Source organism: Mycobacterium interjectum (assembly GCF_900078675.2).
Classification (GTDB): domain Bacteria; phylum Actinomycetota; class Actinomycetes; order Mycobacteriales; family Mycobacteriaceae; genus Mycobacterium; species Mycobacterium interjectum.
In genome coordinates this window covers 1,653,375-1,677,649 of record NZ_LT546237.1, presented here as the reverse complement: position 1 = coordinate 1,677,649, position 24,275 = coordinate 1,653,375, and the positions used below count along the sequence as shown (strand labels likewise).

23 protein-coding genes and 2 pseudogenes are annotated in these 24,275 nt (G+C 67.2%); 14 read left to right on the top strand and 11 right to left on the bottom strand.

Going from position 1 to position 24,275, the window contains the following annotated elements; all coding sequences use genetic code 11:
• The 5 genes and pseudogenes from BN4348_RS42380 to BN4348_RS42360 form a co-directional block, all read left to right on the top strand.
• Positions 1 to 265: pseudogene (locus BN4348_RS42380) on the top strand (RNA polymerase subunit sigma); the annotation flags it as partial.
• Positions 255 to 1,577, top strand: coding sequence for an ABC transporter substrate-binding protein (locus BN4348_RS42375; protein ID WP_066913114.1), 1,323 nt, complete (start codon positions 255 to 257; stop codon positions 1,575 to 1,577). The pseudogene BN4348_RS42380 and the gene BN4348_RS42375, both read left to right, overlap by 11 nt.
• On the top strand, positions 1,574 to 2,509 hold the full coding sequence (locus BN4348_RS42370) for a carbohydrate ABC transporter permease (protein WP_066913112.1): 936 nt from the start codon (positions 1,574 to 1,576) through the stop codon (positions 2,507 to 2,509). Before BN4348_RS42375 ends, BN4348_RS42370 begins: the two co-directional genes overlap by 4 nt.
• Positions 2,496 to 3,338 (top strand): carbohydrate ABC transporter permease, encoded by an 843-nt coding sequence (locus BN4348_RS42365; RefSeq protein ID WP_066913110.1) that lies wholly within the window; start codon positions 2,496 to 2,498, stop codon positions 3,336 to 3,338. Before BN4348_RS42370 ends, BN4348_RS42365 begins: the two co-directional genes overlap by 14 nt.
• Positions 3,339 to 3,340: 2 nt before the next feature.
• On the top strand, positions 3,341 to 4,411 hold the full coding sequence (locus BN4348_RS42360; RefSeq protein ID WP_066913108.1) for an ABC transporter ATP-binding protein: 1,071 nt from the start codon (positions 3,341 to 3,343) through the stop codon (positions 4,409 to 4,411).
• Between the two features lie 10 nt (positions 4,412 to 4,421).
• Here BN4348_RS42360 and BN4348_RS42355 read toward each other — a convergent pair whose 3' ends face one another.
• Positions 4,422 to 4,709, bottom strand: a complete 288-nt coding sequence (locus tag BN4348_RS42355) for a DUF3349 domain-containing protein (RefSeq protein WP_066913106.1) — start codon at positions 4,707 to 4,709, stop codon at positions 4,422 to 4,424.
• Between the two features lie 231 nt (positions 4,710 to 4,940).
• Here BN4348_RS42355 and BN4348_RS42350 point away from each other — a divergent pair, with 231 nt between their 5' ends.
• The 8 genes from BN4348_RS42350 to BN4348_RS42315 all read left to right on the top strand — a co-directional run bounded on the left by BN4348_RS42350 (position 4,941) and on the right by BN4348_RS42315 (position 11,068).
• A complete protein-coding gene (locus BN4348_RS42350; RefSeq protein WP_066913104.1) occupies positions 4,941 to 5,777 on the top strand; it encodes a DUF3097 family protein in 837 nt (278 codons plus the stop codon).
• A gap of 325 nt (positions 5,778 to 6,102) precedes the next feature.
• On the top strand, positions 6,103 to 6,627 hold the full coding sequence (locus BN4348_RS42345; protein ID WP_066913102.1) for an OsmC family protein: 525 nt from the start codon (positions 6,103 to 6,105) through the stop codon (positions 6,625 to 6,627).
• A gap of 20 nt (positions 6,628 to 6,647) precedes the next feature.
• Positions 6,648 to 7,133 carry a cyanase gene (gene cynS, locus BN4348_RS42340; protein WP_066913101.1) on the top strand — a complete coding sequence of 162 codons (486 nt, stop codon included), beginning with the start codon at positions 6,648 to 6,650 and terminating at the stop codon, positions 7,131 to 7,133.
• The gene (locus BN4348_RS42335; protein WP_066913099.1) at positions 7,130 to 8,197 is read left to right on the top strand and encodes an acyl-CoA dehydrogenase; all 1,068 of its coding nucleotides are present in this window, start codon (positions 7,130 to 7,132) and stop codon (positions 8,195 to 8,197) included. Before cynS ends, BN4348_RS42335 begins: the two co-directional genes overlap by 4 nt.
• A 10-nt stretch (positions 8,198 to 8,207) precedes the next feature.
• Positions 8,208 to 8,837 (top strand): RNA polymerase sigma factor, encoded by a 630-nt coding sequence (locus BN4348_RS42330; RefSeq protein WP_066913097.1) that lies wholly within the window; start codon positions 8,208 to 8,210, stop codon positions 8,835 to 8,837.
• Positions 8,834 to 9,103, top strand: a complete 270-nt coding sequence (locus tag BN4348_RS42325; RefSeq protein ID WP_066913095.1) for a hypothetical protein — start codon at positions 8,834 to 8,836, stop codon at positions 9,101 to 9,103. Before BN4348_RS42330 ends, BN4348_RS42325 begins: the two co-directional genes overlap by 4 nt.
• Positions 9,100 to 10,002 carry a formate/nitrite transporter family protein gene (locus BN4348_RS42320; protein WP_066913093.1) on the top strand — a complete coding sequence of 301 codons (903 nt, stop codon included), beginning with the start codon at positions 9,100 to 9,102 and terminating at the stop codon, positions 10,000 to 10,002. Before BN4348_RS42325 ends, BN4348_RS42320 begins: the two co-directional genes overlap by 4 nt.
• 181 nt (positions 10,003 to 10,183) lie before the next feature.
• On the top strand, positions 10,184 to 11,068 hold the full coding sequence (locus BN4348_RS42315) for a universal stress protein (protein ID WP_066913091.1): 885 nt from the start codon (positions 10,184 to 10,186) through the stop codon (positions 11,066 to 11,068).
• Between the two features lie 12 nt (positions 11,069 to 11,080).
• On the opposite strand, the gene mhpA is transcribed toward BN4348_RS42315, so the two are convergent.
• The 3 genes from mhpA to BN4348_RS42300 are packed head-to-tail and all read right to left on the bottom strand — an operon-like array spanning position 11,081 to position 14,699.
• On the bottom strand, positions 11,081 to 12,616 hold the full coding sequence (gene mhpA, locus BN4348_RS42310) for a bifunctional 3-(3-hydroxy-phenyl)propionate/3-hydroxycinnamic acid hydroxylase MhpA (RefSeq protein WP_235852731.1): 1,536 nt from the start codon (positions 12,614 to 12,616) through the stop codon (positions 11,081 to 11,083).
• On the bottom strand, positions 12,613 to 13,575 hold the full coding sequence (locus BN4348_RS42305) for a fumarylacetoacetate hydrolase family protein (protein WP_066913087.1): 963 nt from the start codon (positions 13,573 to 13,575) through the stop codon (positions 12,613 to 12,615). The genes mhpA and BN4348_RS42305 overlap by 4 nt, the downstream gene beginning before the upstream one ends.
• On the bottom strand, positions 13,572 to 14,699 hold the full coding sequence (locus tag BN4348_RS42300) for a VOC family protein (RefSeq protein ID WP_066913085.1): 1,128 nt from the start codon (positions 14,697 to 14,699) through the stop codon (positions 13,572 to 13,574). Before BN4348_RS42300 ends, BN4348_RS42305 begins: the two co-directional genes overlap by 4 nt.
• A 106-nt stretch (positions 14,700 to 14,805) precedes the next feature.
• Here BN4348_RS42300 and BN4348_RS42295 point away from each other — a divergent pair, with 106 nt between their 5' ends.
• Entirely contained in the window at positions 14,806 to 15,450 is a 645-nt protein-coding gene (locus BN4348_RS42295; protein WP_372514253.1) for a TetR/AcrR family transcriptional regulator, read from the top strand.
• Positions 15,451 to 15,777: 327 nt separating this feature from the next.
• On the opposite strand, the gene BN4348_RS42285 is transcribed toward BN4348_RS42295, so the two are convergent.
• From BN4348_RS42285 to BN4348_RS42255, 7 genes and pseudogenes are all read right to left on the bottom strand, one after another.
• Positions 15,778 to 16,275 carry a type II toxin-antitoxin system Phd/YefM family antitoxin gene (locus BN4348_RS42285; protein WP_066913081.1) on the bottom strand — a complete coding sequence of 166 codons (498 nt, stop codon included), beginning with the start codon at positions 16,273 to 16,275 and terminating at the stop codon, positions 15,778 to 15,780.
• Positions 16,276 to 16,485: 210 nt separating this feature from the next.
• Positions 16,486 to 18,036: an MCE family protein gene (locus BN4348_RS42280; RefSeq protein WP_066913079.1), complete on the bottom strand. Its 1,551-nt coding sequence runs from the start codon at positions 18,034 to 18,036 to the stop codon at positions 16,486 to 16,488.
• Entirely contained in the window at positions 18,030 to 19,187 is a 1,158-nt protein-coding gene (locus BN4348_RS42275) for a virulence factor Mce family protein (RefSeq protein WP_372514252.1), read from the bottom strand. The genes BN4348_RS42280 and BN4348_RS42275 overlap by 7 nt, the downstream gene beginning before the upstream one ends.
• Entirely contained in the window at positions 19,184 to 20,746 is a 1,563-nt protein-coding gene (locus BN4348_RS42270) for a virulence factor Mce family protein (protein WP_066913075.1), read from the bottom strand. Before BN4348_RS42270 ends, BN4348_RS42275 begins: the two co-directional genes overlap by 4 nt.
• A gap of 10 nt (positions 20,747 to 20,756) precedes the next feature.
• Positions 20,757 to 21,920 (bottom strand): annotated as a pseudogene (locus BN4348_RS42265) (virulence factor Mce family protein); the annotation flags it as partial.
• Entirely contained in the window at positions 21,917 to 22,957 is a 1,041-nt protein-coding gene (locus BN4348_RS42260; RefSeq protein ID WP_066913073.1) for a virulence factor Mce family protein, read from the bottom strand. The gene BN4348_RS42260 and the pseudogene BN4348_RS42265, both read right to left, overlap by 4 nt.
• Complete coding sequence (locus tag BN4348_RS42255) at positions 22,954 to 24,270, bottom strand: MCE family protein (protein ID WP_066913071.1); 1,317 nt, start codon at positions 24,268 to 24,270, stop codon at positions 22,954 to 22,956. The genes BN4348_RS42260 and BN4348_RS42255 overlap by 4 nt, the downstream gene beginning before the upstream one ends.
• Positions 24,271 to 24,275: the final 5 nt, after the last annotated feature.

The following is a 24,275-nucleotide window of genomic DNA, read 5'->3' as shown; positions in this document are numbered from 1 at the left end:
CCGCCACTTCACGCGGCGCGCGCGGGCCGGCGTCGTGCTGCTCATCGACGGTGTTCCGGGAGTCGTCATCGCGCCCCGCGGGCGTGCGCAGGTCCTCCTGCGGATCGGCGTGGGAGCCGACAACCGCATTCACACCATCGACATCACCGGCGATCCGGACTGCCTGCGACGGGCCGTTCTCGCGCTGCCGACTTGGCCGTCGCGGCAGCAACAGCCGGCGCGGCCGCCGGCCGCCGGCCAACATCGGGAGCGCCATGCTCGATAAGCAGTTCGGGCGTCGAAGCCTGCTGCGGGGCGCGGGCGCGCTCACCGCGGCGTCGCTGGCCCCGTGGGCCGCCGGCTGCGCTCCCGACGATGACGCGCTGACCTTCTTTTTCGCCGCCAATCCCGACGAGCGGGACCGGAGGTTGCGCATCGTCGAGGAATTCCAGCGCCAACATCCCGACATCAAGGTCCGCGCGGTGTTGTCGGCGCCGGGCGTGATGCAGCAGCTTTCGACGTTCTGCGCCGGCGGCAGGTGCCCGGACGTGCTGATGGCGTGGGAATTGACCTATGCCGAACTGGCCGACCGGGGGGTGCTGCTCGACCTCAACACCATGCTCGCGCGCGACCCGGCCTTCGCGGCGGAACTGAGATCGGACAGCATCCCCTCGCTGTACAACACCTTCGCGTTCAACGGGGGCCAGTACGCGCTCCCCGAACAGTGGTCGGGCAACTACCTGTTCTACAACAAGCGGCTCTTCACCGAGGCCGGGCTGCCGCCGCCGCCCAGCACATGGGAGCGGCCGTGGAGCTTCACCGAGTTCCTGGAAACCGCCCAGGCTCTCACCCAACGCGACCGATCCGGGCGAGCCACGCAGTGGGGTTTCGTCAACCTGTGGTTCTCGTACTACTCGGCGGGGTTGTTCGCCATGAACAATGGGGTGCCGTGGTCCACCCCGCTGACCAGCCCGACCCACTTCAACTTCGGCGACGACGCCTTTATCGAGGCGGTCCAGTTCTACGCCGACCTGTCCAACAAACACCGGGTGGCGCCCGACGCATCCGAGGTGCAATCGATGTCCACGCCCGATCTGTTCGCGTCGGGTAAGGCGGGGCTGGCGATGGGCGGCCACTGGCGCTACCAGACGTTCATCCGCGCCGAGGACCTCGACTTCGACGTCACCCCGTTGCCGGTGGGGCCGCGCCGGCGCGGACAGCCCGCCCGCTCCAACATCGGTTCCACCGGACTGGCCATCTCCGCGAGCAGCCAACGCAAGCAACAGGCATGGGAATTCGTGAAGTTCGCGACCGGTCCCGTCGGCCAGGCGTTGACCGGTGAATCCACCCTCTTCGTGCCGGTGCTGCGCTCCGCACTGAACTCGACCGGCTTCGCCGAATCACACCACAGGATCGGCAACCTCGCCGTGCTCACCCAGGGGCCGGCCTATTCGGATGGGATGCCGGTCACCCCGGCGTGGGAAAAGATCGTCGCCCTGATGGACCGCAGCTTCGGACCCGTGCTGCGCGGATCCCGGCCGGCGACGTCGCTGACCGGGCTGTCGCCCGCCCTCGACGAGGTGCTGCGCAATCCATGACATCGACCGATGCCCGCAACGACGCCAAAGGATCCGGTCCTCTGCGGCGGCGCGCGCGGGCCGGTCGCCTTTTCGTGGCGCCGAACCTGATGGCGGTCGCGGTGTTCATGATCTTCCCGCTGGTGTTCTCGCTGTACATGAGCTTTCAGAGCTGGGATGTGTTCAGGCCGCCGAAGTTCGTGGGACTGAAGAACTTCAACGAGCTGTTCACCTCCGACCCGCTGTTTCTCATCGCCATCCGCAACACAGTGATCTTCACGCTGGGGACGGTGGTGCCGACCATCGTCGTCAGCCTCGTCGTCGCCGCGCTGCTGAACCGGAAGGTCAAGGGCATCGGCGTCTTTCGCACCATCGTCTTTTTGCCGCTCGCCATCTCGTCGGTGGTGATGGCGGTCGTGTGGCAGTTCGTCTTCAACACCGACAACGGGCTGCTCAACATCATGCTCGGCTGGTTCGGCGTCGGCCCGATCCCGTGGCTGGTGGACCCGCACTGGGCCATGGCCTCGCTCTGCGTCGTCAGCGTGTGGCGCAGCGTGCCGTTCGCCACGGTCGTCCTGCTGGCCGCGATGCAGGGAGTGCCCGAAAGTGTCTACGAGGCGGCCAGAATCGACGGCGCGGGCGAGATCCGGCAGTTCGCGTTCATCACGGTGCCGCTGATCCGGGGGGCCATGTCGTTCGTGGTGGTCATTTCGGTCATCCACGCGTTCCAGGCGTTTGACTTGGTTTACGTCCTCAACGGCGCGAACGGCGGGCCGGAAAGTGCGACCTACGTGCTGGGCATCATGCTGTTCCAGCACGCCTTCTCCTTCCTGGAATTCGGCTACGCGTCGGCGCTGGCCTGGGTGATGTTCGCGATCCTGCTGGTGCTGACCGTCGTGCAGCTGCGCCTGACCCGGCAGCGTTCCCTGGAGGTTTCCGATGGCCTCGGCTGAGCGGGTGTTCACCCGCAACGTGTTTCGTGCCGTGGTGGTCTACACCGCGCTGCTCGCGATCGCGTGGGTCTGGCTGTTCCCGATCGCCTGGGCGGTGTCCGGCTCTTTGAAAAGGGAAGGCGAGGTGACCGAGCCCAGGCTGTTGCCGGCGCATCCGCGGTGGTCGAACTACACCGAGGTGTTCTCGCTGATGCCGTTCGGGCGCATGTTCTTCAACACCGTGCTGTACGCGGGGTGCGTCACGGCCGGACAGGTCTTCTTCTGCTCCCTGGCCGGATACGCGTTCGCAAGGCTGCAGTTTCGCGGTCGCGACACGCTGTTCGTGTTGTACCTGGGCACCCTGATGGTGCCATTGACCGTCACGGTCATCCCGCAGTTCATCCTGATGCGCGCCCTGGGCTGGGTGGATACGCCGTGGTCGATGATCGTGCCGGGTCTGTTCGGCAGCGCGTTCGGCACCTACCTCATGCGGCAGTTCTTCCGAACGCTTCCCACCGATCTCGAGGAGGCGGCGATCCTGGACGGCTGCTCGCCGTGGCAGATCTACTGGCGGGTCCTGCTGCCGCACGCGAGGCCGGCGGTGCTGGTGCTCGCGGTGCTCACCTGGGTGAATGTGTGGAACGACTTCCTCTGGCCCTTGCTGATGCTGCAGCGCGACAGCCTCGCCACCCTGACGCTGGGCCTGGTTCGGCTGCGGGGCGAATACGTCGCGCGCTGGCCGGTGATCATGGCGACCTCCATGCTGATCATGGTGCCGCTGGTCATCATATACGCTGTCGCGCAGCGCTCCTTCGTGCGCGGCATCGCCGTCACCGGAATGAACGGATAGCCATGGCCTCGGTGAGTTTCGAGCGAGCCACGCGGCGCTATCCGGGGGCGGATCGCCCCGCGCTGGACGGCCTCGACCTCGACGTCGGGGACGGCGAGTTCGTCGTTCTGGTCGGGCCGTCGGGATGCGGCAAGACGACCTCCCTGCGGATGGTTGCCGGACTCGAAACGCTGGATTCCGGGCGCATCCGGATCGGGGACCGTGACGTCACCAACCTCGATCCCAAGGATCGCGACGTCGCGATGGTGTTTCAGAATTATGCGCTCTACCCGCACATGACCGCGGCGCAGAACATGGGTTTCGCGCTGAAGATCGCCAAGACCCCGAAGGCCGAGATCCGGGAGCAGGTGCTGGCCGCGGCGAAACTGCTTGACCTGCAACCCTACCTGGATCGCAAACCCAAAGACCTGTCGGGCGGCCAGCGCCAGCGGGTGGCGATGGGCCGCGCGATCGTGCGCCGGCCGCGGGTGTTCCTGATGGACGAGCCGCTGTCCAATCTCGACGCCAAGTTGCGGGTGCAGACCCGCAACCAGATCGCCGCGCTGCAGCGCCGGCTCGGAACCACAACGGTTTACGTCACCCACGACCAGGTGGAGGCGATGACCATGGGGGACCGGGTCGCCGTGCTGTGCGACGGCGTGCTGCAACAGTTCGCGACGCCGCGTGAGCTCTACCGCAACCCGGACAACGTGTTCGTCGCGGGGTTCATCGGGTCGCCGGCGATGAACCTGTTCACCCTGCCGATCGTGGACTCGTCGGTGTCGCTGGGGGACTGGCCGATCGCGCCGCCACGTGAGATGGCCGCCACCGCAACCGAGGTCGTGGTCGGGGTTCGCCCCGAGCACTTCGAACTGGGCGGCCTCGGGGTGGAGATGGAGGTCGACGTGGTCGAGGAGCTCGGAGCCGACGCGTACCTCTACGGTCGAATCACCGGCTCGGGCAAGGTGATCAGTCAGCCCGTCGTCGCGCGCGCCGACGGGCGCCACCCGCCGGAAAAGGGCAGCCGGGTGCGCCTGCATCCCGAGCCGGGGCATTTGCACTTCTTCGGCACGGACGGGCGCCGAATTTCTTGACCGTCAGAACCTACCCGCGGGCGCATCCGATCGCCTGCAGCCGGCGCTGCACGCGATCGATGTCATCCTGCGAGGGCATCTCGTTGGTGACGTGGGTGATGGCCACCCCGACGTCGGCGGTACTGATCGGCGGGCACCGGCGCATGATCAGTTCTCGTGTGATGGTGGTGATCTCGTCGTTGGATACGCGACGACGCGTCAATGCCGCCAGCGGCACATGCCCCGTAACCGGCATGCCGGTGGGGTAACCGGCGCGCACGAAGGCGACAATGCTCGACACCCAATGGGACAGGTCCATACGTCCACCTCGCTCACCGCTACACGCTGTGCAATAGCGGCACTTAGCAACCTAGCAGTAGTGACGCCATCAGCCCGGTAAGACCACGCAGTTACTTACGACTAATTTATGGATTTTTCAGCCTTGCGCCCGAATCCTCAGCGCTTTAACAATTTCGACGAGTGGAGTGTTGGTGGGCGGAGTCGGCGCGCCCTAAGGGCGTTTGGCCGCAACGCTTCCTAGTATTGCCGGGTGGTTGATCGCTATGGAACAGACGTGCTTGCCGCCGGGCGGCGCAAGCCTCGCTCGACCGAACAGCCGGCCGAACCCGGCCTGGTCGTGGAGGACGTGGAGACGGGCTACGTCGGCGCGGTGGTGCGGGTCGAGTACGGTCGCGTCGAGCTAGAGGACCGGCACGGCCATATCCGCGGCTTTCCGCTCGGCCCAGGGTATTTGCTCGAGGGACGCCCCGTGATCCTCACCGCGCCGCGTCGCGCGACGGCTGCTACCACGGGTAGGACGGCATCCGGCTCGGTCGCGGTGCCCGGTGCGCGGGCCCGCGTCGCGCGGGCCAGCCGCATCTACGTCGAGGGCCGCCACGACGCCGAACTGATCGCCCAGGTGTGGGGCGCGGACCTGCGCATCGAGGGAGTGGTCGTCGAGCACCTCGGTGGGATCGACGATCTGGTCGGCATCGTGGCCGAGTTCCGGCCGGGTCCCGGCCGTCGGCTGGGGGTGCTCGTCGACCACCTCGTCGCGGGTTCGAAGGAGGCTCGAATCGCCGAGGCGGTACGGCGGGGGCCGGGCGGCCCCGACACGCTCGTCGTTGGTCATCCCTATGTCGACATCTGGGAGGCGGTCAAGCCGCAGCGGCTTGGACTGTCGGCCTGGCCGACCGTCCCGCGGCAGCTGGAGTGGAAGCACGGCGCCTGCGCGGCGCTGGGCCTGCCGCACGCCGGCCAGGCGGACATCGCGCGTGCCTGGCGGAGAATCCGTTCCAGCGTCCGCGACTGGAACGATCTGGAACCGGCGCTCATCGGCCGCGTCGAGGAACTCATCGACTTCGTGACACAACCGCCCGCCGCCTGAATCTCACGTACCAAAAAGATCCGCGGGATTTTATTCACCTGCTGAGGCGACTCGCCGCCGGCGACAGCTCGGTTGTCGCGGCGGCCACATCACATCAGCTACCCCTGCGGCCCGGCTCGCGGTCAACGAATGCCACTACATCGCGCGGAGTCTGTTCACCGGAGCAACAGCGGAACATGCCCGTAATGGCGCGAGGCCGTGATGTTTCGGGCAAGTGATGTGTTGTGTCGTCAACGTAAAACAATGTGGCCCGCCGTCACGCATCGGTCGCCGATGGGCACTAAATCCGTGAAGAACCAATAATCGGCGGAAACGGAGGAAGTTCATGACCGACGCGCTCGTCATCGATGCCGAAGGGCTCGACCGGCTGTCGTGCAACGCCAAGGCCAACCCCGACACGGGAAAGAAGACGCTGAAAGCCACGACGGTTTGTGAGGCGGGGTTTCGCAACATGACCTACGTGCGCGACCTTGCGCCCATGCTGGTCGGTGAGCCGCCCGCGCTTCTGGGCGACGACTCGGCGCCCAACCCCTCCGAAACCGCCCTGGCCGCCTTGGGGTCGTGCGTCTCGGTCGGCCTGCTGGCCAACGCCACCCACCGGGGCGTGACCCTCACCAAGATCGAGGTCGAGATGGAAGGCGACATCGACATCTCCGCGGTGTGGGGGGTGGGCGACACCCCCGAGGGCAAACGCCTTGGCTTCAGCGCGGTGCGCTGCAAGGTAACCCTCGCCGGCGATGCCGACGAGGCGACCCTCAAGGAGATCCACGACAACGCGATCGCGTGGTCGCCCGTGCTCAACACGTTGCGCAACCCGGTAAGCGTCGTCTCGACCCCGGTCACCGAATAGGAATCGTGGGGAAATCAACTGTGGCAACAACACTGACGAAAAGTGACCTCGCGCAGGTCATCAGGCTGGCTCGCGTCAGGCACGGGTTGAGTTGGGCGAAGATCGCCGATTCGATCGGCAAGGACCCGGTGTGGACCGTCGCTGCCCTGCTCGGCCAGCATCCCCTTTCGGCCGGCGACGCAGCAACCGTCGCAGCGCTTCTCGGCCTCGACGATGAGGCGGTCGCGGTTCTGCAACTCATTCCGTATCGGGGATCCGATCCGGCCATCGCCAACGATCCCACGATCTACCGCTTTCATGAGGCACTCGCGGTCTATGGTCCGGCCATCAAAGAACTCATCCACGAGGAATTCGGTGACGGCATCATGAGCGCCATCAACTTCCAGATGAGCGTTGAACGACGCCCGCACCCGGCCGGCGACAGGGTGGTCGTCACGTTCGACGGAAAGTTCCTCGATTACGCGTGGCAGCAAGCTGCCCAGCAGGCCCAGGAGGTAATGAAATGACGGCGACCATCGATCCCGAGGCCGGCCTATTGGATCTCGTATTGTTGGAGGACATCCGGGCCCACGCGGGGGCGCTGGACCGCGGTGAGCATCACTCGCGGCGCAGCTTCGCCGCACTGGGCGCGGCCGGCCTCCTTGGCATCGGCGCACCGGACAACGCCGACGGCAGGCTCCCCGACATGGCCGACGTCATCCGCCGGATCTCCGGCGAGTGCATGAGCACAGGCTTCTCGTTATGGGCCCACCGGATGGCGGTCGAGTACTTGCTCAGTGCCGCAACACCGTTCAGCTTGGCGGCCGCCGAGCCGCTGCTTGCCGGGACCACGCTAGGGGTCACCGGCATGGCTGCGGCGTTCAAGGAAGCCGCGGGCTGCGGGAGCCTGGAATTGACCGCCACACCGGTCGGCGACGGCTACGAGGTGTCCGGTCCGATCAGGTGGGCCAGCAACCTCTTCGCCGACTCGATGATGGTCACCGCGGCCCGCGCCGATTCCGGCGAAAAGCTGATCGTGGCACTACCTTTGACCACACCCGGTGTCGTCGTGGGGGATCACTTCGACTTGTTGGCAATGGGTAGCACCGCGTCGTCGTACCTGAAGCTGCAGGGGGCGCACGTGTCGTCGGAGCAGGTGCTGTCGCGAGACTTCGACGGGTTTCTTCGGGCGGTGCGCCCGACTTTCCTTGTCCTGCAATCGGCTATGTGCCTGGGGCTGACGAGGACCACCTTGGAACAAAGCCGGCTCGGCCTGACGGGCGTCAATGCCGTCTTTGCCGCCGACGTCGACCGGATCGCCGGCAACCTCGCCTCGGCGGAGTCGACCTTGGCAAGGCTGGCCGCAGCCGTCGGCGGGGCGGCGGCGCCGGGCAAGAAAGAGTTGCTTTCGCTGCGCCTCGCCGCCGCGGAACTGTCGAGCGCCAGCGCCGATCTGGAGATCCGGACCGCTGGGGGCAAGGGGTACGCGAGCAGGACGTCGGCGAGCCGGCGGTACCGCGAGGCGGCGTTCATCCCCGTCCAGTCTCCGTCGGAAGCGCAACTGCGCTGGGAACTCGCCGGATGCGCCTGAGTGTGGATCGATGGTGACTCCGGTGGCGGTGCCACCGGAGGGCACCGAATCCGAACACCTGGTCGGCGGGATTCCGCTGGCCAGGCTGGTCCGCGACTTCCACGGCCCGATGGTGAATTTCGCTCGCACCATGGTCAATTCGACGGTGGTGGCCGAAGAAGCGGTGCAGGAGGCCTGGGTGCAGGTTCTGCAGTCATCGGATTCGTTCGAGGGGCGTTCCTCGGTGGGCACCTGGTTGTTCGGGATCGTCAAGAACACCGCCTCACGGCACCGGCGGCGCGAGTCGCGCATTCGCGACCACGAGGTGCTCGCGGCCGCGGATGCCGAAGCCACCGATCCGCTGTCGGGCCGGATGCACCCCGCGGGGCACCCGGATGCCGGCCACTGGAGCGCTCCGCCATCGCGGCGCTTTCTGCCCGAGGACCAAACCGTGGCGAGCGAGGTCGTCGGATTCGTGCGGGCGGCGCTGGATGCGTTGCCGGAGCGGCAGCGACAGCTGATCATCCTGCGGGACCTCGTCGGCACGTCGGCCGACGAGGCCGCCGAAATCCTTGAGCTCTCCGCCGAGGCGCAGCGCGCTCTGCTCTACCGCGCCCGGGGAAATCTCCGAAACCAACTGGAAAAGCGGTATCAACGATGACCGTCTACGACAACACAGTCCCCGCCATCGACTGCGTCGACTTCGTTCGGCTCGTCGACGAGCTCGTCGACGCAGACCCGAAGCGATGGGGACCGATCGTCGCCAGGCACCTGGAGGAATGCCCGCCGTGCCTCGTGTATCTGCAACAAATGCTCGACCTCAAGATCCTGCTCAACCACGTGTTCGACGGGGAGAAGCTCGGCGACGAGGACGTTTCCGGGGTCATCAACGCGATCAACGAATTCAAGAAGGGCCGACACAAATGACAATTGACGCGCGGGCGCCGCGACTGGAAACGCGGGCGCCGACGGAAGACACGCTGGCTCCCTTGCCCTCCACGCTCACCGCCGAGGACCCCTTTGAGCCGCTGAGCGTGGGCGCCATGGTGGACCGGGTAGCCGGCATGGCGATGGAAAAGGCCGCGCACCCGTGGGCGTTCTTCATGCGCTCGCTGGTCGGCGGCGCCATGGTGGCTTTCGGGGCGCTGCTGGCATTGGTCGTGAGCACCGGGGTGAAGACACCGGGCGTCGCGAGCCTGTTGATGGGCTTGGCGTTCGGTATGTCCTTCGTCCTGATCCTGGTGTCCGGCATGTCGCTGATCACCGCGGACATGGCCGCCGGGTTGCTCGCCGTGTTGAAACGCGGCATGAGCCTCGGCGGCTACGCGTTTCTGGTTGTCGTCGGCCTCATCGGCAATATCGCCGGGGCGTTCGTGTTCGTCGCGATCTGCGGCGCCGCCGGAGGCCCCTACCTGGGCGCCTTCGCCGAGCGAGCGGCGACCGTCGGCGCCATGAAGGCCGGCCAGCCGTTCTGGACCGCGCTGTTGCTGGCCGTGCTGTGCACCTGGTTCCTGCAAACCGCGATGTGCATGTTCTTCAAGGCCCGCAGCGACGTGGCGCGGATGGCATTCGCGTTCTACGGGCCGTTCGCGTTTGTGATCGGCGGCACCCAGCACGTGATCGCGAACGTCGGGTTCCTCGGGTTTCCCTTGCTACTCAACCTCTTTCACCCCGCCGCGCCACGCGCCGGAATCGGCTGGGGCTTCGGGCACGACGGCTTGCTCACCAACATCGGCATCACTACCGTGGGCAACTTGATCGGCGGCACACTCTTCGTGGCGCTACCGTTCTGGATCATCGCGCGGTTGCAGCGGAGCCAGATCTGAACGTTGCCCAACCGACCGGTGACGAGACGGTTACTTCCGGGCAACTTCCGTCGGCCAAGGGCAATCCAAGGGCCCCAAGGGGTTCCACCGACGGTCCTCCGGCTCAGCGGTTGAGGACTAAAGCCTCACGACCGACGGCCCGCCGCCCGATAGCGTCGCTGCTGACGAAGGGAGAAACCAAGTGTCGACATCTACGAAGCGGCTGGGCATCGTCGTCGCGGTCGACGGTTCGCCGGCAGCCGACGCGGCCGCCTGCTGGGCGGCCCGCGACGCGGCAATGAGAAACCTTCCACTGACGGTCGTCCACGCGGTGGCCACCCCCACCGCCGTCTATCCGCCGGTGCCGTATCCCGAAGCCTTGGTGGTACGGCTCGAGGACGACGGCAAAAAGGCCATCATGCACGCGGTCAAGATCGCCGAGGACGCGATGCCGGCCGACGCGAAGGTCGCGATCGAGCGGGAGTTGATGTATTCCAGCCCGGCGCCGGCGCTGATCAATATGTCCGACGAGGCGGACATGATCGTCGTGGGGACCTCCGGGCGGGGACTGCTGGCCCGCGGCGTGCTCGGTTCGGTCAGTGCGACGGTGGTGCGGCATGCGAATTGTCCGGTCGCCGTTGTTCATGACGAGGGGCCGGCCGACCGGCAGGACGGCCCGGTGCTCGTCGGAGTCGACGGCTCGTCGATTTCCGAACGCGCGACGGAGCTCGCGTTCGACGAAGCCTCCCGTCGCGGCGTCGACCTCGTCGCCCTGCACGCCTGGAGCGACGTCACGACCGAAGTTCCGTATCTGGATTGGGCGACGGTGGAGGAGGAGGCGCAGCGCAGCCTCGCCGAGAGCCTGGCGGGCTGGCTGGAAAGCTACCCGGACGTCACGGTGCATCGCCGCGTCGTCCGCGATCGGCCGGCGCGACACCTCATCGACGAGGCGGCCTCCGCCCAGCTCGTCGTCCTGGGCAGCCATGGCCGGGGAGGCCTGACCGGCATGCTGCTCGGCTCGGTGAGCAACACCGTCCTGCACTCCGTGCGGGTACCGGTCATCGTGGCCCGGCCCTCGGAGTCCTAGCCCCTCGCCGATCTAGCCGCCGTGCAAGACGGTGCCGGTCCAGGCGCACAGCGCCGCAAGGTCGCGCCCGGCGCGCATCACCGTGCGGTCCGGGCGCACCAAGGCGGCGGTGGCGCGCCCTCGGCGTAGCCACGCGTCGAGCGCACCGCCGGGTTCGGCGGTCACGACGACGACGCCGCGCCGGCGGAGCTGCTCTCGTTGGGCAGCGCCGGGGTCGCCGGCGGCGATCAGCGCGAAACCGGTGCCGATCGCGTCGTCGAGCCGCAGACCGTTGGGCAGCAAGGGGTTTGGGCACAGCGTGCCGGCGAGCTGGCGCGGGCGGCGGGACCTGCACACCAGCGCGGAAGCGCGCAGCCGTGGGGTGGTCGAGTCGACCATCTTGTCGCGCAGGCCGGGAATCAGCCGCAGCCGGGGCAGCACCGCGCGGCGCGCCACGTCGCCGACGCGGCCGCCGCCGGTCATGGCCCACCCGACGCCCAGCGCCAGCCGAATCATGTGCTGCGCGTGCGGCTTGCGCTCCCGCTCATACGTATCCAAGACGTCGGCGGCCAGCGTCCCGTCCCGCACCCCGGCGATCTTCCAGGCGAGGTTGGCCGCATCCCGCATTCCCGCGCCCATGCCCTGCCCGATGAACGGGGGAGTGAGGTGCGCGGCGTCGCCGAGGATGAAGACGTTCCCGCGGCGCCACCGGTCGGCGATCTGGGCGCGGAACGTGTATTCGGCGACCCGCAGCACCGTCAGTTGGCTGGCCGCGACGTGCGCGGTCCACGGTGCGATCAGTGGTCGCAGCGCCCCCAGGGTGTCGAAGTCGTCGGCGCTTTCGCCCGCCAACAACCGGAATTCCCAGCGGTAGCGCCCCGGTCCGATGCGCATGTAGGTCCCCGCGCGCACCGGGTCGCACACCTGGTGCACGCCCTCCCACTGCCGCAGATCCGCATCGCATGCGACGTCGACGACCAGCCAGCGCTGCTCGAACTTCAAATCCGCCATGGCCGAGCCGATCTGCGCGCGCACCAGGCTGTTGGCGCCGTCGCATCCCAGCAGGTAGTCGGCGTCGATCTGGTGCACGCAGCCGTCGGAGCGATCGGTAAAGGTGACGCGCACCCCTCTTTCGTCCTCGGTCAGCCAGGTGACCTCGGCGTCCCCGCGTAACCGGGCGGCCGGGTAGCGCTTGAGGTTGGCGCGCAGCAGCGTCTCGAATTCCGGTTGATCGAACATGTTGGCCTGCGGGAAGCCGTGCGGGCTTCGGGCCGGGTCGCGGTGAAACTCGGCGAGCACCCGCGAACGTCCGGATCGGTTGTCCACCAGGCGCAAACCCAGCGTGGGCCATGACGTCGCGGCGAATTCGTCGGCGAAGCCGAGGCGGGCGACGATTCGGTAGATCTCGTCGTCCAGGTGTACGGCGCGCGGCTGCGGGTAGACCCCGCGCCAGCGGTCGAGGACAAGGCACTCCACCCCGTGTTGTGCCAACAGCGTGGCGGCGGTGATGCCGGTGGGCCCGGCACCGACGATAACGACTGGGACACGCCGAACGGCGTTGTCGCTCAAGCGAATCGGACCTTAGCGCGCTGGGTTCCGAGATCGATGGCGCCGTCGTCGGTGGCCACCGAGGCCTCCACGACGTCGCCGTCCTGCAGATAATCCCGGTTGCCGGCCTGGCGGGAGAAGAACAACTTCCACTTCACCGCCGGCGGCAAGAGATTCCCGACCATTTGCATCGGCTTGGGCGGGGCGCTCAGCGCGGTGCCGACCGGGGTGCCGGTGAGGATCAGGTCGCCGGGGGCGAGCTCCTGGAACTGGGTCAGCGACTGCAGCGCCTCCAGCGGCCGGTACAACATGTCGCCCTCGACGAGCGCGTTCTGCCGCTCGCGACCGTTGACGCTCAGGCGCAGCCGCAGGTCGCCGAACCGCTTGAGCTCGTCGGCCGTCAGCAGGACCAACTCGGGCCCGACCGGGGTGAACGTCGGGTAGGACTTGGCCTCGTAGAACTGGGTCTGGGGGAGTTGGATATCCCGCGCCGAGACGTCGTTGGTGACGACGAGCCCGGCGATGTAATCGGCGAGGTTGGCGTCGGAAATCGTTGTGCCGATCGGGATCTGCCGCCCGATGACCAACCCGATCTCCACCTCGTAGTCGAGCAGCCTGACGTGCGCGGGTTTGACGATGTCGTCGAAAGGGCCGTTGATCGACGCCGACGCCTTGCGGAAGAAGGTGAGCGGAACCGACGCCGGGTCCATGCCCGCGTCCCTGACGTGCGACTCGAAGTTGGTCATCTGGGCCACCACCCGGCACGGCCTGGTCACGGGTGAGATCAGCTTCAGGCCGTCCACGGCGACGGTGTCGGTGCTCGCGGCGGCCGCCTGGATCGCGGCCTCGAACGCGGGCCGGTCGGCCAGCAGTGCGCCGGTGGTGGCGGCGGTGGTGTCGATCTGCGCGGCGCCGTCGGCGGTCTTGAGCCACCAGGCGTGGCCGGTTTCAGAGGCGGTGTGCAGCACGGAAACGGTCATGAGGTGGGCACTTTCAGTAGGCCGACGAGGCGGTTGACATCGAATTCGTTGTAGGAACGCAGGGCGCTGATCATCGACACCAGTTCGCGGCGAGCGGATTTCAGGTCGGTGCCCAGGAAGTCCTTCGTCGCCGGCGGCCCCCACTGCGCCAGTCCGGACGCGGTGAAGGGCGCCCAGCCCGGCTCGAGCGTGTCGTCGAACAGGTCGCCGTCGGCGAAGTGCTCGACCAGGAAACCGTCGGGATCGCGCCAGTAGTCGAAGATCTGGCTGCCCTGGATGTGCCTGCCGATTCCCCAGGATCGCAGATACCCACGCTCGCTGAGGTATTCGCCGCCGGCGGCCAGAGCGTCGAGGTCGCTGACCTCATATGCCGAGTGCACGTAACGGTTGGCCGGGCCCAGCGCCATCGCCAGCGTGTGATGATCGGTCGGTGTCGAACCCCGATCGCAGCGGATGAAGCTCATGGTCGGACCGCGGTCGCGCTGGCCTGGGAAGAACAGGAAGTCGCTGACGATCAGTCCCAGGTGGTCCAGATACCAGTCCAGCGCCTCGAGGTACTTCGTCGACTGAATCACCAGGTGGCCCAGCCGCTGCACCCGCGCGGGTAGCCGGGGCGGCCTCTGGCCGGCGTTGGTGCGCCGCGCCTCGTCACCGAAATTGAAAACGTGGGGCGGCTGGCCGGGAAGCTCGGGGAGTTCGTGGCAGCCCGCGACGACGCGGACCGGCATGCCGCTGGGGTCGACCAGATCGACCGACAGGCCGCCGATGCTCTCCGGAAGCGGCCGTGGGGAGGCGCCGGACTTGCCGGCCAGGCGCAGCACGTCGGCCTCGTCGCAGGCGCGGAACGCCACGCCGGTGAAGCGCGTGCGCGGCCCGCGGCGCAGGATCACGCACGGACCGCCCGCCCGGGTGCCGCGCAGGTGCAGCTCGCCGGGGTCGTGCCGCGCCGTCTGGAAGCCGAAGGCGCGGGCGAATGCCTCGGCGCGCGTCAGGTCGGGCTTCTCGAACTCCAGCCAGGCGATGTCGGCGACCTTGATCACCGGGTTGCGGGACCGCCCGGGGTGGTCGCCCCGCAGCGCCCCCCGCTCGCTGTGCAGGTGCCGGTGGGTATGCGTCAAGTCCATGCCGTCTCCAAACTAACTGACGAAATCGTCACATACAGGAGGGCGCCTGGTCAAGAGGTGCTGACGAAATCCTCAGAAGTGAGGCATACTGCTAAAGATGAGCGCGATGCCGAAGGGCGCTGAGCCGCCCAGCCGATTGGAACGGCGCAAACAGCGCACCAGGGCGGCCCTGATCGGGGCCGCCCAGCGGTTGATCGCCGAGGGCAAGGTCAACGTGCCGGTCCTGGAGATCACCCGGCTGGCCGACGTCGGGATGGGCTCGTTCTACAACCACTTCGACAGCAAGGAGCAGTTGTTCGAGGCCGCGGTCACCGACGTGCTCGACGAGTACGGAGCCATGCTGGACCGGCTCACCGAGTCGATCGACGACCCCGCGGAAACGTTTGCCACCAGTTTCCGGCTGACCGGCCGCCTGTTTCGCCGCCGGCCGCGGGAGAGCGAGATCCTGTTGGTCAACGGGCCGGCGCTGCTGTCGTCCGATCGCGGTCTGGCGCCGCGGGCGCTGCGGGACATCAAGGCCGGCGCGGACGCCGGGAGATTCACGGTCGACGACCCCCAACTCGCCCTTGCCACCGCCGGCGGCGCGCTGTTAGGGCTCGGGAAGCTGTTGCGGGACAACCCGGATCGCGACGACGCGCGGGACACCGACAGCGTCACCGAAAGCGTGTTGCGCCTGTTCGGGTTCAGCGCCGCCGAGGCGCACACGGTCTGCCAACGCCCGCTTCCCGACGACGCGTTCGCTCAGCCCTAGCGGTTTCGGGTGTCGGTCGACCACACGTTCGCGCAGCCCGGGCATTGCAGCTTGACGAGCGTCGCGCGGTTGCTGAGCAAGTACTGCCAGTGCGCGCCGCAGTTGCGGTGACTGCGGCAATCCGAGCACCTGTTGCGGCCCCAGCCGCAATTCGGGCACGGCAGCCAGGCGCGGCGGGAGGGATCGGCGTGGGGATGGAACGGGAACCTCAGCGGCACGGTAAGTAAGCCTTCCTATGTATTGCTTAGGGTAGCCTACCCACATTGATGAGCGCGAAACCGGCCGGCCGCCGTCGGGGCACGCCGCGGCCGCGGTGGGACGGGGCTGTCAGGCCCCTTTGCGGGCGTCGTTCCCGCCGGCCGACACGATGTGCGCCACCAGCTTGCCGCCCCGGATGACCTCGATCGTCTGTCCGGCCGCGACCTTGTCGAAATAGCGTCCGGCGCGCTTTCGCAGCTCATCGAGCTCGATTGGCCGGCCGACGTCGTCGGGTCGCGGGGTGGCCATCGGGTCACCGGCCGACACGATCCGCGCCAGTAACCTGCCGCCACGCACGACATAGATCGTCTCGCCGGCAACAACCCGATCGAAGCAGCGCCCGGCGCGCGTTCGCAGTTCCTCGAGCCCGACCCAGCCACCGGTCTCCGGCGCAGAAACTTTCACGGATCGCGCCGGGATCGGGGCCACCCTCCAGTCGCCGACGGGCACAATGCGGGCCACCAACTTGCCCCGACGGACCACGTCGATCGTCTCCCCGGCGGCAACCCGCTCGAGATACGCACACGCGTCGCTCCGGAGTTGGCCCAGGCCAATTACTTCCGGCATGTCGCTCCGATCTCGGTAGGCCACCGGTGGCCGCGCCGCGGTACCCGGCGCTGCCAGTATATGACTGTACGTGCGGTCAGTGTCAAACTTTGCGGCGGCCGGCCGGGGCGGAGAGGCGGGACTTCCCGAGTGGCTGCGCGGCCCACATCGTCGACGGGTCGGCGTGTAGTGAAAACCGCTGCAAATCAACGGGAGTGAGCGCGCCGCGAATCAGCGGGGCGGGGCCAGCATGTCCTTCCACCCGTCGTCGCCGGTTTTGGTCGAGTTTTCGACCGCGTACTTGATGCCGTCGGGACCGACCAGCGCGCCGCTCTGGGGGCTGTAAACGGCGGCGGGCGGCCCGTTGGGGGTGTAGACGCAGGGGTTGGGCTGCTGCCCATTGCACTGGACCGTCCCCGATCCCGGCCGCTGCAACACATCGCTGACGGGGGGCGGTGTGCCCGCGACTCGGTCCGAGGGTGCCGGGTTGAGCCCGTTGTTGACCGACGGCGCTTGCATCACCTGGCCCGGTTTCACCGGTTGGTCGCAGCGCGCCGCGGGGGCCGGGCAGGTCAGGATCTGGTTGGGGTCGCCGTACCACGGGTTGGTGCCCAACGGAACGTACGGGTTTGGGTCGCGGCACTCCCGGGGCGTCGCGGCGCGTTTGCCGGGGACGTCGACGCACGGCAGGTTGCGTGCCCCGCGCACGGCGTTGGCCGGAGCGTCTTGCGGGATCTTGCAATAGGTTCCGGACGGCATCGGCGCCATGCTGGTATCCGCCGGGGACCGCCACTCGGGCGCCGGGAGGAACCCGGTCAGACAGGGCGGCGGCTGGTTGATCGTCAGGTGGGTGCCCAGCGACGCGTAGCCCGGGAAGGGCGTCGTCACCGTCTGGCCTTCCGAGGCGCCCTGCGGATAGGCGACCAGCAATTGCTCGACGCCCTTGTGGTAGCGCTTGAGCATGTCCAGCACGATCTCGAGGTTCGCCAGCGTCTGTGGCAGCGATTCGCGGACGTCGCCGAACACCGCGTTGACCTGATCGGCGGTCGGCGCACCCTGCGTCAGGATGCTGCGCACATGCTGGTCGTTACCCGCGCTCTGCGCGGCCAGGATGTCGAGGTTGTGCGACCAGCGCCGGATCGAGTCACCCGACTCGACCTGGCTGTCGATGATCGGCCCGGAATTCTGGATGATGTCGTTGACGTCGGAGATGTTGGTCTTGAAGTCACCGGCGATCGCCTGCGTCGCATCGACCAGCCGCTGCAAGGCGGGGCCCAATCCGCCGACCGCTTGGGCTGTTTCGTCAAGCAGCGAGGCGATCTTGTCCTTGGGCAGCGCGGCCAGCCCGCGGTTGGCGGCATCCACCGCCGGGCCGATCTCGGTGGGCACGGTGCCGCGGGTGATGGTCTGTCCGGGCGCGAAGTACTTGCCCGGGTTCCCGGCCGACACCAGGTCCAGATACTGCTCGCCGACGGCCGACACCGAATGCACGTTGGCCGACGCGTCGATCGGGATCTGGTAGCGGTCGGCGATGCGCATGGTCACCCGCGCGCCCGTCTCCGTCGGCCGGACCGCGATGACCTTGCCGATGGTTTCACCGCGATAAGCCACGTTGGCCGTCTCGTACAGACCGCCCGACGCGGGCAGGTCCGCGTTGAGCGTGTACTGGCCGATCCCCGCCGCAGTGGGAATTTGCAGGTAGTAGCCGCCCAGCACCACCGCCGTGATCGCAGACAGGATGGCGAACATGATCAGCTGACGCTTGATGAAGGGGGTCAGCATTGCCGATCCGCCCTTTCCACCAACGGGCCACCCGGGGCGTCGTTGGGGTTCGGCGTGTACCGGACGTCGGGGATCATCGTTTCGGGGTCGCGGCCCCACGACTGCTCGAGCGCGCGCAGCGCTCCGGAGAATCCCGTCCCGGTGAGGATCGCGTTGTCGACGGAGCTCATGGTCAGGTCGAGCGTCAGCGACAGGTTGAAGTAGTCGCCGCGGAACGCCTTCGGCACGGCGTCGATGTCGAACGGCCGGACGAGGATCAGCTTGAGCGCCCGGATCAGATATGGCGCGGAGCGGCCGAGTTCCCGCAACGGGCACTGCAGCGCCTGCAGGTTTTCGTGCAGGTCCCCCCGCGAGGCGGACAGGTATTGGTCCGCGACCTGGCTGAGCCGCCCCGTCGCGTCAACGGCGTTGATCAGAAGGCTCTGCTTGTCGGCGAAATGCTTGAGCAGCGGCGGGAATTCGGTCAGGACCCGATCCAGAACGTCGGAGCGGGGGCCCACGTACGCCAACAGCCGGTTGGTGGAATCGATGGCCCGGGTGATGTCGGCCCGCTGCTCGTCGAGTCGGGCGGTGAAGGTGTCCAGCTTGCCCAGGAAGGCGCGGATCTGGTCGGCCCGCCCGTTGACGATGTTGTAGACCTCGTTCTGCAGCACTTCGAGGTTGGGGATGCCGCCCCCGCGCAAGATCATGGCGAGGCTGGCCAGTGTCTGCTCGGTCGTGGGATAGGCCGACGCGCTGCTCAGCGGGATGGTGTCGCCGTCCTTCAGCAGCTGTTGGGACGGATTGGGCGGCGCGGCCAGCTCGATGTGCTGAGAGCCCAGGAGGCTGGTCTGCCCGATCTTGGCGGTCGCGTTCTTGGGTAACTTGACGCCCTTGTCCAGATGCAGCGTGAGCGTGGCTATCCAGTTCTTCAGGCTGATCGCGCGCACCGTCCCGACGAACACGTCGGCGACCCGCACCCGGCTGTTGTCGTTGAGGGCCAGCGTGTCGGGCATCTGCACGTAGATCGTGTAATTGCCGGGCCCGCTGCCCGGGCCGCCGGGCATCGGCACGTTCGCGATCCCGTGCCACTTCGCGCATGACGTCAGCGCCACGGCAGCCGCCAGCAGCGCCATCCCCTGCCGCGCCCGAATGATCAAGGCGCGCATCATGATCCCGCTCCCGCTGCGGCAGCCGCCGGGGCGGGCGTCGGGGCGACCGGCCCGGGGACCACCCCGGGCGCCGGTGGCGGCGGTGGGATCGGTACCTGCGGGGCCTGCACGCCGATCGGTGGCACCACCGGGTTCTCGTCGTAGGCGTTCGGCGGTCCAGGCGGCGTCTGCAGCCCCGACGGCGGGGGCGCGGTGTCCGGGCCGCCCATCAACTCGGCCAGCGAGTCGGGGGTCAACAGACTGCCCGTGATCGGTCCCACCTGGGTGCCCTGCATGCCTGGCGCGACGACCCAGCCGGGCTGGGTGTTGCGGTGCGACAACGGGGTGTCGGGCACCCAGATCCCGGGCACGGTGGTGTCCTTGTACCCGTTGGGCGGCTGCAGCCGGGGCTCGGAGTAGGCGACCTCTTTCGGCAGGGTCTCGGCCGTGCTGAACAGGTTCAGCCCGAACGGCAGGTAGTTGAACTTGATCGCGTCGAGAACGGGCGCGAGGTATTGGGCACACAGCTCGGCCGAGTCTTGGTAGCCCAGCCGGCTGCCGGCCTGAATCATGCTGCAGACGAACTGCATCGGGTTCGCGAAGTTCGGGATCGCCGGGATGGACATGACCGCGCCGTGCGCCGGGTGGTAGATCTGGCTGAGGTTCGTCTCCAGCGTCGGCAGCACGTGCAGCGCGGTCTCCAAACCGTTCAGCGGATCGGGCTGGACCAGCGTCGTGGTCAGGTTGGCGAGGTTGTCCATGTCGTGCGCCAACACCTGCCGGTTCTTGTCCAGGAACGGGCGCAGGGTGGACAGCAGGCTGTCGAACTGCTGCAGCGCATTGGCGAGGTCCCGGTCGGACCCGGTCAACTCGTCGGTGAACTGGGCCAGGTTGGCGTTCAGCGCGACGAACTGCCGGTCGTCTTTGTGCAGGGCGTTGACGAACTGCGCCAGGCTGCGTACCACCGCGAAGAAGTCGCCACGCCCCTCGTTGAGCGCGGTCAACGCCTGCGACAGGCTGTTCAGCGTCGTGTTGATCTGCTTGCCCTTGCCGGCCAGCCCGTCCGCGAACGACTCGATGGCCTCACCGAACGGGCCCTTGGGCTGCTCGGGGGTCGGCCCGAGTTTGTCGATGACGTTGGCGACGCTTTCGCGCAGTTGGTCCCACTCCGTCGGCACCTGCGTGCGCTCGAGGGGAATCACCGCGTTGTCGGCCATCACCGGACCGCCTTTGTAGGGCGGCTCCAATTGAATGTTGCGCGACGCCACCAGGGTTGGGTTGACGATCACGGCGGACGCGTTCGCGGGCACCTTGTACTTGTTGTCGTAGTGAAACGTCACCTTCATCTTGTCGCCGGCCGGCTCGATCTTGTCGACCGAACCGACGCGAACGCCCATGATCTGGACCTTGTCCCCGGCATAGAGCGCGTTCGCCGACGGGAAGTAGGCGACCACGGTGTTGGTGGTGAACTTGTCGTACAGCCGCAACCCGACGAACCCCGCGAGCAGAGCCAGCGCGACGACGACGGCCCCGATGACCCGCCGGGACCGCAGGTTGCGAAAACTCAAGGCGGTGCTCAATTCTGGCTNCGGGCGGGGTGTACGAACACGCCGTGCCCGGGGGGACGGCCGGGCCCGGATGATCCGGCGTGCCTTCCAGCACCGGGGGCGCGGGCGGCGGCGCACCGTTGGGGAACCGGGTGCCGTTGGGGTCGGGCCAGCGGAACTCGGGCAGCCCGGCGCTGCGCCAGAAGTCCTCGGGGTCGATGCCGCGCTTCTTGAAGGCGGCGTCGACGAACGGCTGCAGGATCCAGTACGGCAGCAGGTTGGAAAGGACAATCTTGAAGTAGGGTCCCGACGCGACGGATTCACCGAGCGAGGCGGCGAATTGGCTGACGTACGTGAGGGTTTGAGCCAGGTCGTCTTTGCGTGCCACCAGCACGTCGCTGATGGCGCGTAATTGCTCGAGCACCGGATTGAGGTTCGGGTTGTCGTTGATGAATCCCTGTACCTGGGCCGAGAAGGCGGAAACATTCTGCAGCAGAGCGGAAATGGCGCGTCCGCGTTCGTTGAATGCCGCCAGCAGCGTCTTCGCGTTGACCAACAGCCGGTTGATCTGTTCGCTGCGGTCACCGAGCACGCTGGCAACCTGATGGGCCTGGGCGAGCAGGTGTTTGATCTGTTCGTCGCGTTTGCCGATGGTGTCGGAGAATTTGGCCAGGCCGTCGAGGGTGGCGCTCAGGTGCGGGTAGGTCTGGTCGACGGTCTGCGACAAGACGTTCAGCGACCGCTTGACGGTGTCGATGTCCCAGCCGGCGGCGGCTTTGGTGATGTCGAAGTTCGCGTCGTAGAGCTGATAAGGGGTGGTGCTTTGGCCCAGCGGCAAAACGCCCCGCGCCGGCAACGTGTGGGTGCCGCGCGGCTCGATCTCGAGCACCTTCTTGCCCAGGATGGTATCGGTCTTGATGGCGAGCCGACTTTCGGTGCCAATGGTGTTGCCACCGATGGAAAACTTGATGAGGACGTGGTCGCCGTCGATGTCGAGCCCCTCCACCTTGCCGACGTTCACGCCGGAGATGCGCACCTTGTCGCCCTTGTTCAGCTGGCCGGTGTCGGTGAACTGCCCGTAGTAGCTCGGACTGGCAAACAACATCGGGACGCTGGTGAAGCTTTGGCCGACGGCGACCGCCAGCACCAGCACGGTGATGCCCATCAGCCCGACATGAGCGCGGTTGAATTCCGTCAGGGTTCTCATTGCGGCGTGCACCTACCGGTGGGCTGCTGCCAGATCCGGACCGTGCGCACCGGGCCGCCGGCCTGCAGCCCGTTCCACTTGATCGTGAGGTCGCAGAGGTAGAAGTTCACCCAGTCTCCGTAGAGCCCTATGCTGCGCCCGATCAGGTTGAGCGCGGTCGGCGTCTTGTGGATCAGATCGCCGAGTTGATCCTTCTGGTCGACGAGCGGCTGCTGCAGGGCCTGCAGGTAGTCGATCGCCTTGTGCAGCAGGGCGCGGTTGTCGCCCAGCAGGTCGGCCACCGTTCCGGCGGCATTGCTGAGGTGCGCGGTGCCGGCGGCCAGCGGGTCGGCGTGGTTTTGCAGTCCGGTGATCAGTTTCTCGAAGTTGTCGACGGTCTGGTCGAACTCCTTGCGATGCCGAACCGTGGTGTCCAGCACGACGTTCAAGTTCTTGACCACCTCGCCGATCGCCTGGTCGCGTTCGGCGATGTGCGCGGTCAATTGCGCGGTCTGGTCGAGGATGTCGTTGATGGTGCCGCCCTGGCCCTGAAACACGGTGATGAGCGCCGACGCGATGGTGTTGACCTTTTCCGGATCGAGGGCCCGGAACAGTGGCTTGAAACCACCGATCAGGGCGTCGAGATCCAGCGCCGGTGAAGTGCGAGACATCGGGATGAAGCCACCGGGGGGCAGGACCCGATCGGCGCCTTCGCCCTCGCCGCGTTTGAGCTCCAGGTAGCGATCGGCGAACAGGTTGAGATAGCGGATCTGCGCGGTCGTCGACTGATAGAGCGTTATCGAGCGGTCGACGTCGAACTTCACCACCGCCTTCCGGCCCCCGTCGACCAGTTGCACCGCTTTGACCTTGCCGACCTCCACCCCGGAGGCGCGGACGAACTGGCCGTCTTTTAGCCCGCTGGCATTGTTGAACTCGGCGGAATAGCTGTTGGTGCTGTTGAAGCGCATCTGAGCGAACACCACGACGATCGACACGGTGATGAGCAGCAGCACCAGCGAGACGATGCCGAGCTTGATGGCGGACCCGGTGATTTTCATGGGTTGATCGTGTTGTCCCCGACTTGGCGGCCCCACACGTATTCGATGGCGTACGGCGAGCCGGTGTCCAGGTGGTTGTACGGCGCGAGGCTGGCGCCGGTGTCCACCACGAGTTCGGGCGCGGGCCACAGGTCGTGGGTGACGGCCTGCCAGCAACCCGGCGCGCCGCCCGGCCCGCCCCGCGCGTTCACGCGCGGCAGATTGTCCGGAAACACATAGGGATTCGGCGCCCCGCCCACCAGTCCGGCAAGCCCTAACAGGCCCTGGGTGAGCACGGTGCCGGCCAGCCCAGGCAGCGTCAGGATGCCGCCCAATCCCGACGTCAGCTCGGTCATGGTCCTCAGCGCGTAGCCGTTACCGCCGCCCGTCGTCGCATAGGCCGCGGGTTCTTCGTCGTAGTAATTACGGATGGTGCAGAAGATTTCGGGGCTGTACGTGTCGAACAGCCGGGCGGTCGGCACCAGATCGGCGAGCCCCCGCTGCAGGTACGGCCCGCCACGCCGGAAGATGTCTTCCCCGGTGTTACCCAACCCGGCCGCGGCCAACAACGCGGCGTCCAGGTCGCCTTCTTGCCGGTGCAGCGTGCGCGCCGTGATCACGGCGTTGTTGAGGGCATCCAACAGGTCCGGCGCGGCGTTGGTGTCGGTGTCGGCGAGGGCGGCGATTTGTCGAATGTCGTGCCGGATCTGCGGCATCTGCGGATTGACGTCGTCGAGGATGGCGTTGGCGTTGACGATCGACTGCCCGAACTTGTCGCCCAAACCGGTCAGTGCCTGCGCGGCCGCGGCCAGCGTCAAGTTCAGCTTGACCGGGTCCACCTTCTCCGCGATCGAGGTGATCGTCCCGAACAAGGTGTTGAACTCCGTCGTCACCGACCTCGCGTCGATCACGTGCTGCGGTGTGATGCGTTGTGGCGTCGGATTTTTCGGCGAGGTCAACGACACATACTTGTTCCCGAACACCGTGGTCGCCCTGATATTGGCATCCACATTGGCCGGAATCAGGTTGATGTACTTGGGATTGACATCCAAGACGAACTGGGCCGCAGGTGTGCCATCGCGCTGGATCTCCGAAATCTGGGCCACCCGACCGACTTCCACCCCGTTGTAGGTGACCTTCGACCCCGGATCCATCACCAAACCCGACCGTGGAGCAATCATCGTCAAGGGCGTCTTCGGCGTGAACCGGCCCCGGAACTGCAGCCACACCAACGCCAACACCACCGCGGCGACCACCAAGAACACCACGGCGGCCGTCTTGTACGGCGGGTTACGTGGCGGGTTCTCCTTGGGTTTCGGGGCCGGGGACGTCATGGCGG

Bases quoted from the DNA above. Each gene is read 5' to 3' on its own strand.
- BN4348_RS42375 (WP_066913114.1), top strand. From the start codon at position 255: ATGCTCGATAAGCAGTTCGGGCGTCGAAGCCTGCTGCGGGGCGCGGGC.
- BN4348_RS42370 (WP_066913112.1), top strand. From the start codon at position 1,574: ATGACATCGACCGATGCCCGCAACGACGCCAAAGGATCCGGTCCTCTG.
- BN4348_RS42365 (WP_066913110.1), top strand. From the start codon at position 2,496: ATGGCCTCGGCTGAGCGGGTGTTCACCCGCAACGTGTTTCGTGCCGTG.
- BN4348_RS42360 (WP_066913108.1), top strand. From the start codon at position 3,341: ATGGCCTCGGTGAGTTTCGAGCGAGCCACGCGGCGCTATCCGGGGGCG.
- BN4348_RS42355 (WP_066913106.1), bottom strand. From the start codon at position 4,709: ATGGACCTGTCCCATTGGGTGTCGAGCATTGTCGCCTTCGTGCGCGCC.
- BN4348_RS42345 (WP_066913102.1), top strand. From the start codon at position 6,103: ATGACCGACGCGCTCGTCATCGATGCCGAAGGGCTCGACCGGCTGTCG.
- BN4348_RS42335 (WP_066913099.1), top strand. From the start codon at position 7,130: ATGACGGCGACCATCGATCCCGAGGCCGGCCTATTGGATCTCGTATTG.
- BN4348_RS42330 (WP_066913097.1), top strand. From the start codon at position 8,208: ATGGTGACTCCGGTGGCGGTGCCACCGGAGGGCACCGAATCCGAACAC.
- BN4348_RS42325 (WP_066913095.1), top strand. From the start codon at position 8,834: ATGACCGTCTACGACAACACAGTCCCCGCCATCGACTGCGTCGACTTC.
- BN4348_RS42320 (WP_066913093.1), top strand. From the start codon at position 9,100: ATGACAATTGACGCGCGGGCGCCGCGACTGGAAACGCGGGCGCCGACG.
- BN4348_RS42305 (WP_066913087.1), bottom strand. From the start codon at position 13,575: ATGACCGTTTCCGTGCTGCACACCGCCTCTGAAACCGGCCACGCCTGG.
- BN4348_RS42300 (WP_066913085.1), bottom strand. From the start codon at position 14,699: ATGGACTTGACGCATACCCACCGGCACCTGCACAGCGAGCGGGGGGCG.
- BN4348_RS42295 (WP_372514253.1), top strand. From the start codon at position 14,806: ATGCCGAAGGGCGCTGAGCCGCCCAGCCGATTGGAACGGCGCAAACAG.
- BN4348_RS42285 (WP_066913081.1), bottom strand. From the start codon at position 16,275: ATGCCGGAAGTAATTGGCCTGGGCCAACTCCGGAGCGACGCGTGTGCG.
- BN4348_RS42280 (WP_066913079.1), bottom strand. From the start codon at position 18,036: ATGCTGACCCCCTTCATCAAGCGTCAGCTGATCATGTTCGCCATCCTG.
- BN4348_RS42275 (WP_372514252.1), bottom strand. From the start codon at position 19,187: ATGATGCGCGCCTTGATCATTCGGGCGCGGCAGGGGATGGCGCTGCTG.
- BN4348_RS42260 (WP_066913073.1), bottom strand. From the start codon at position 22,957: ATGAAAATCACCGGGTCCGCCATCAAGCTCGGCATCGTCTCGCTGGTG.
- BN4348_RS42255 (WP_066913071.1), bottom strand. From the start codon at position 24,270: ATGACGTCCCCGGCCCCGAAACCCAAGGAGAACCCGCCACGTAACCCG.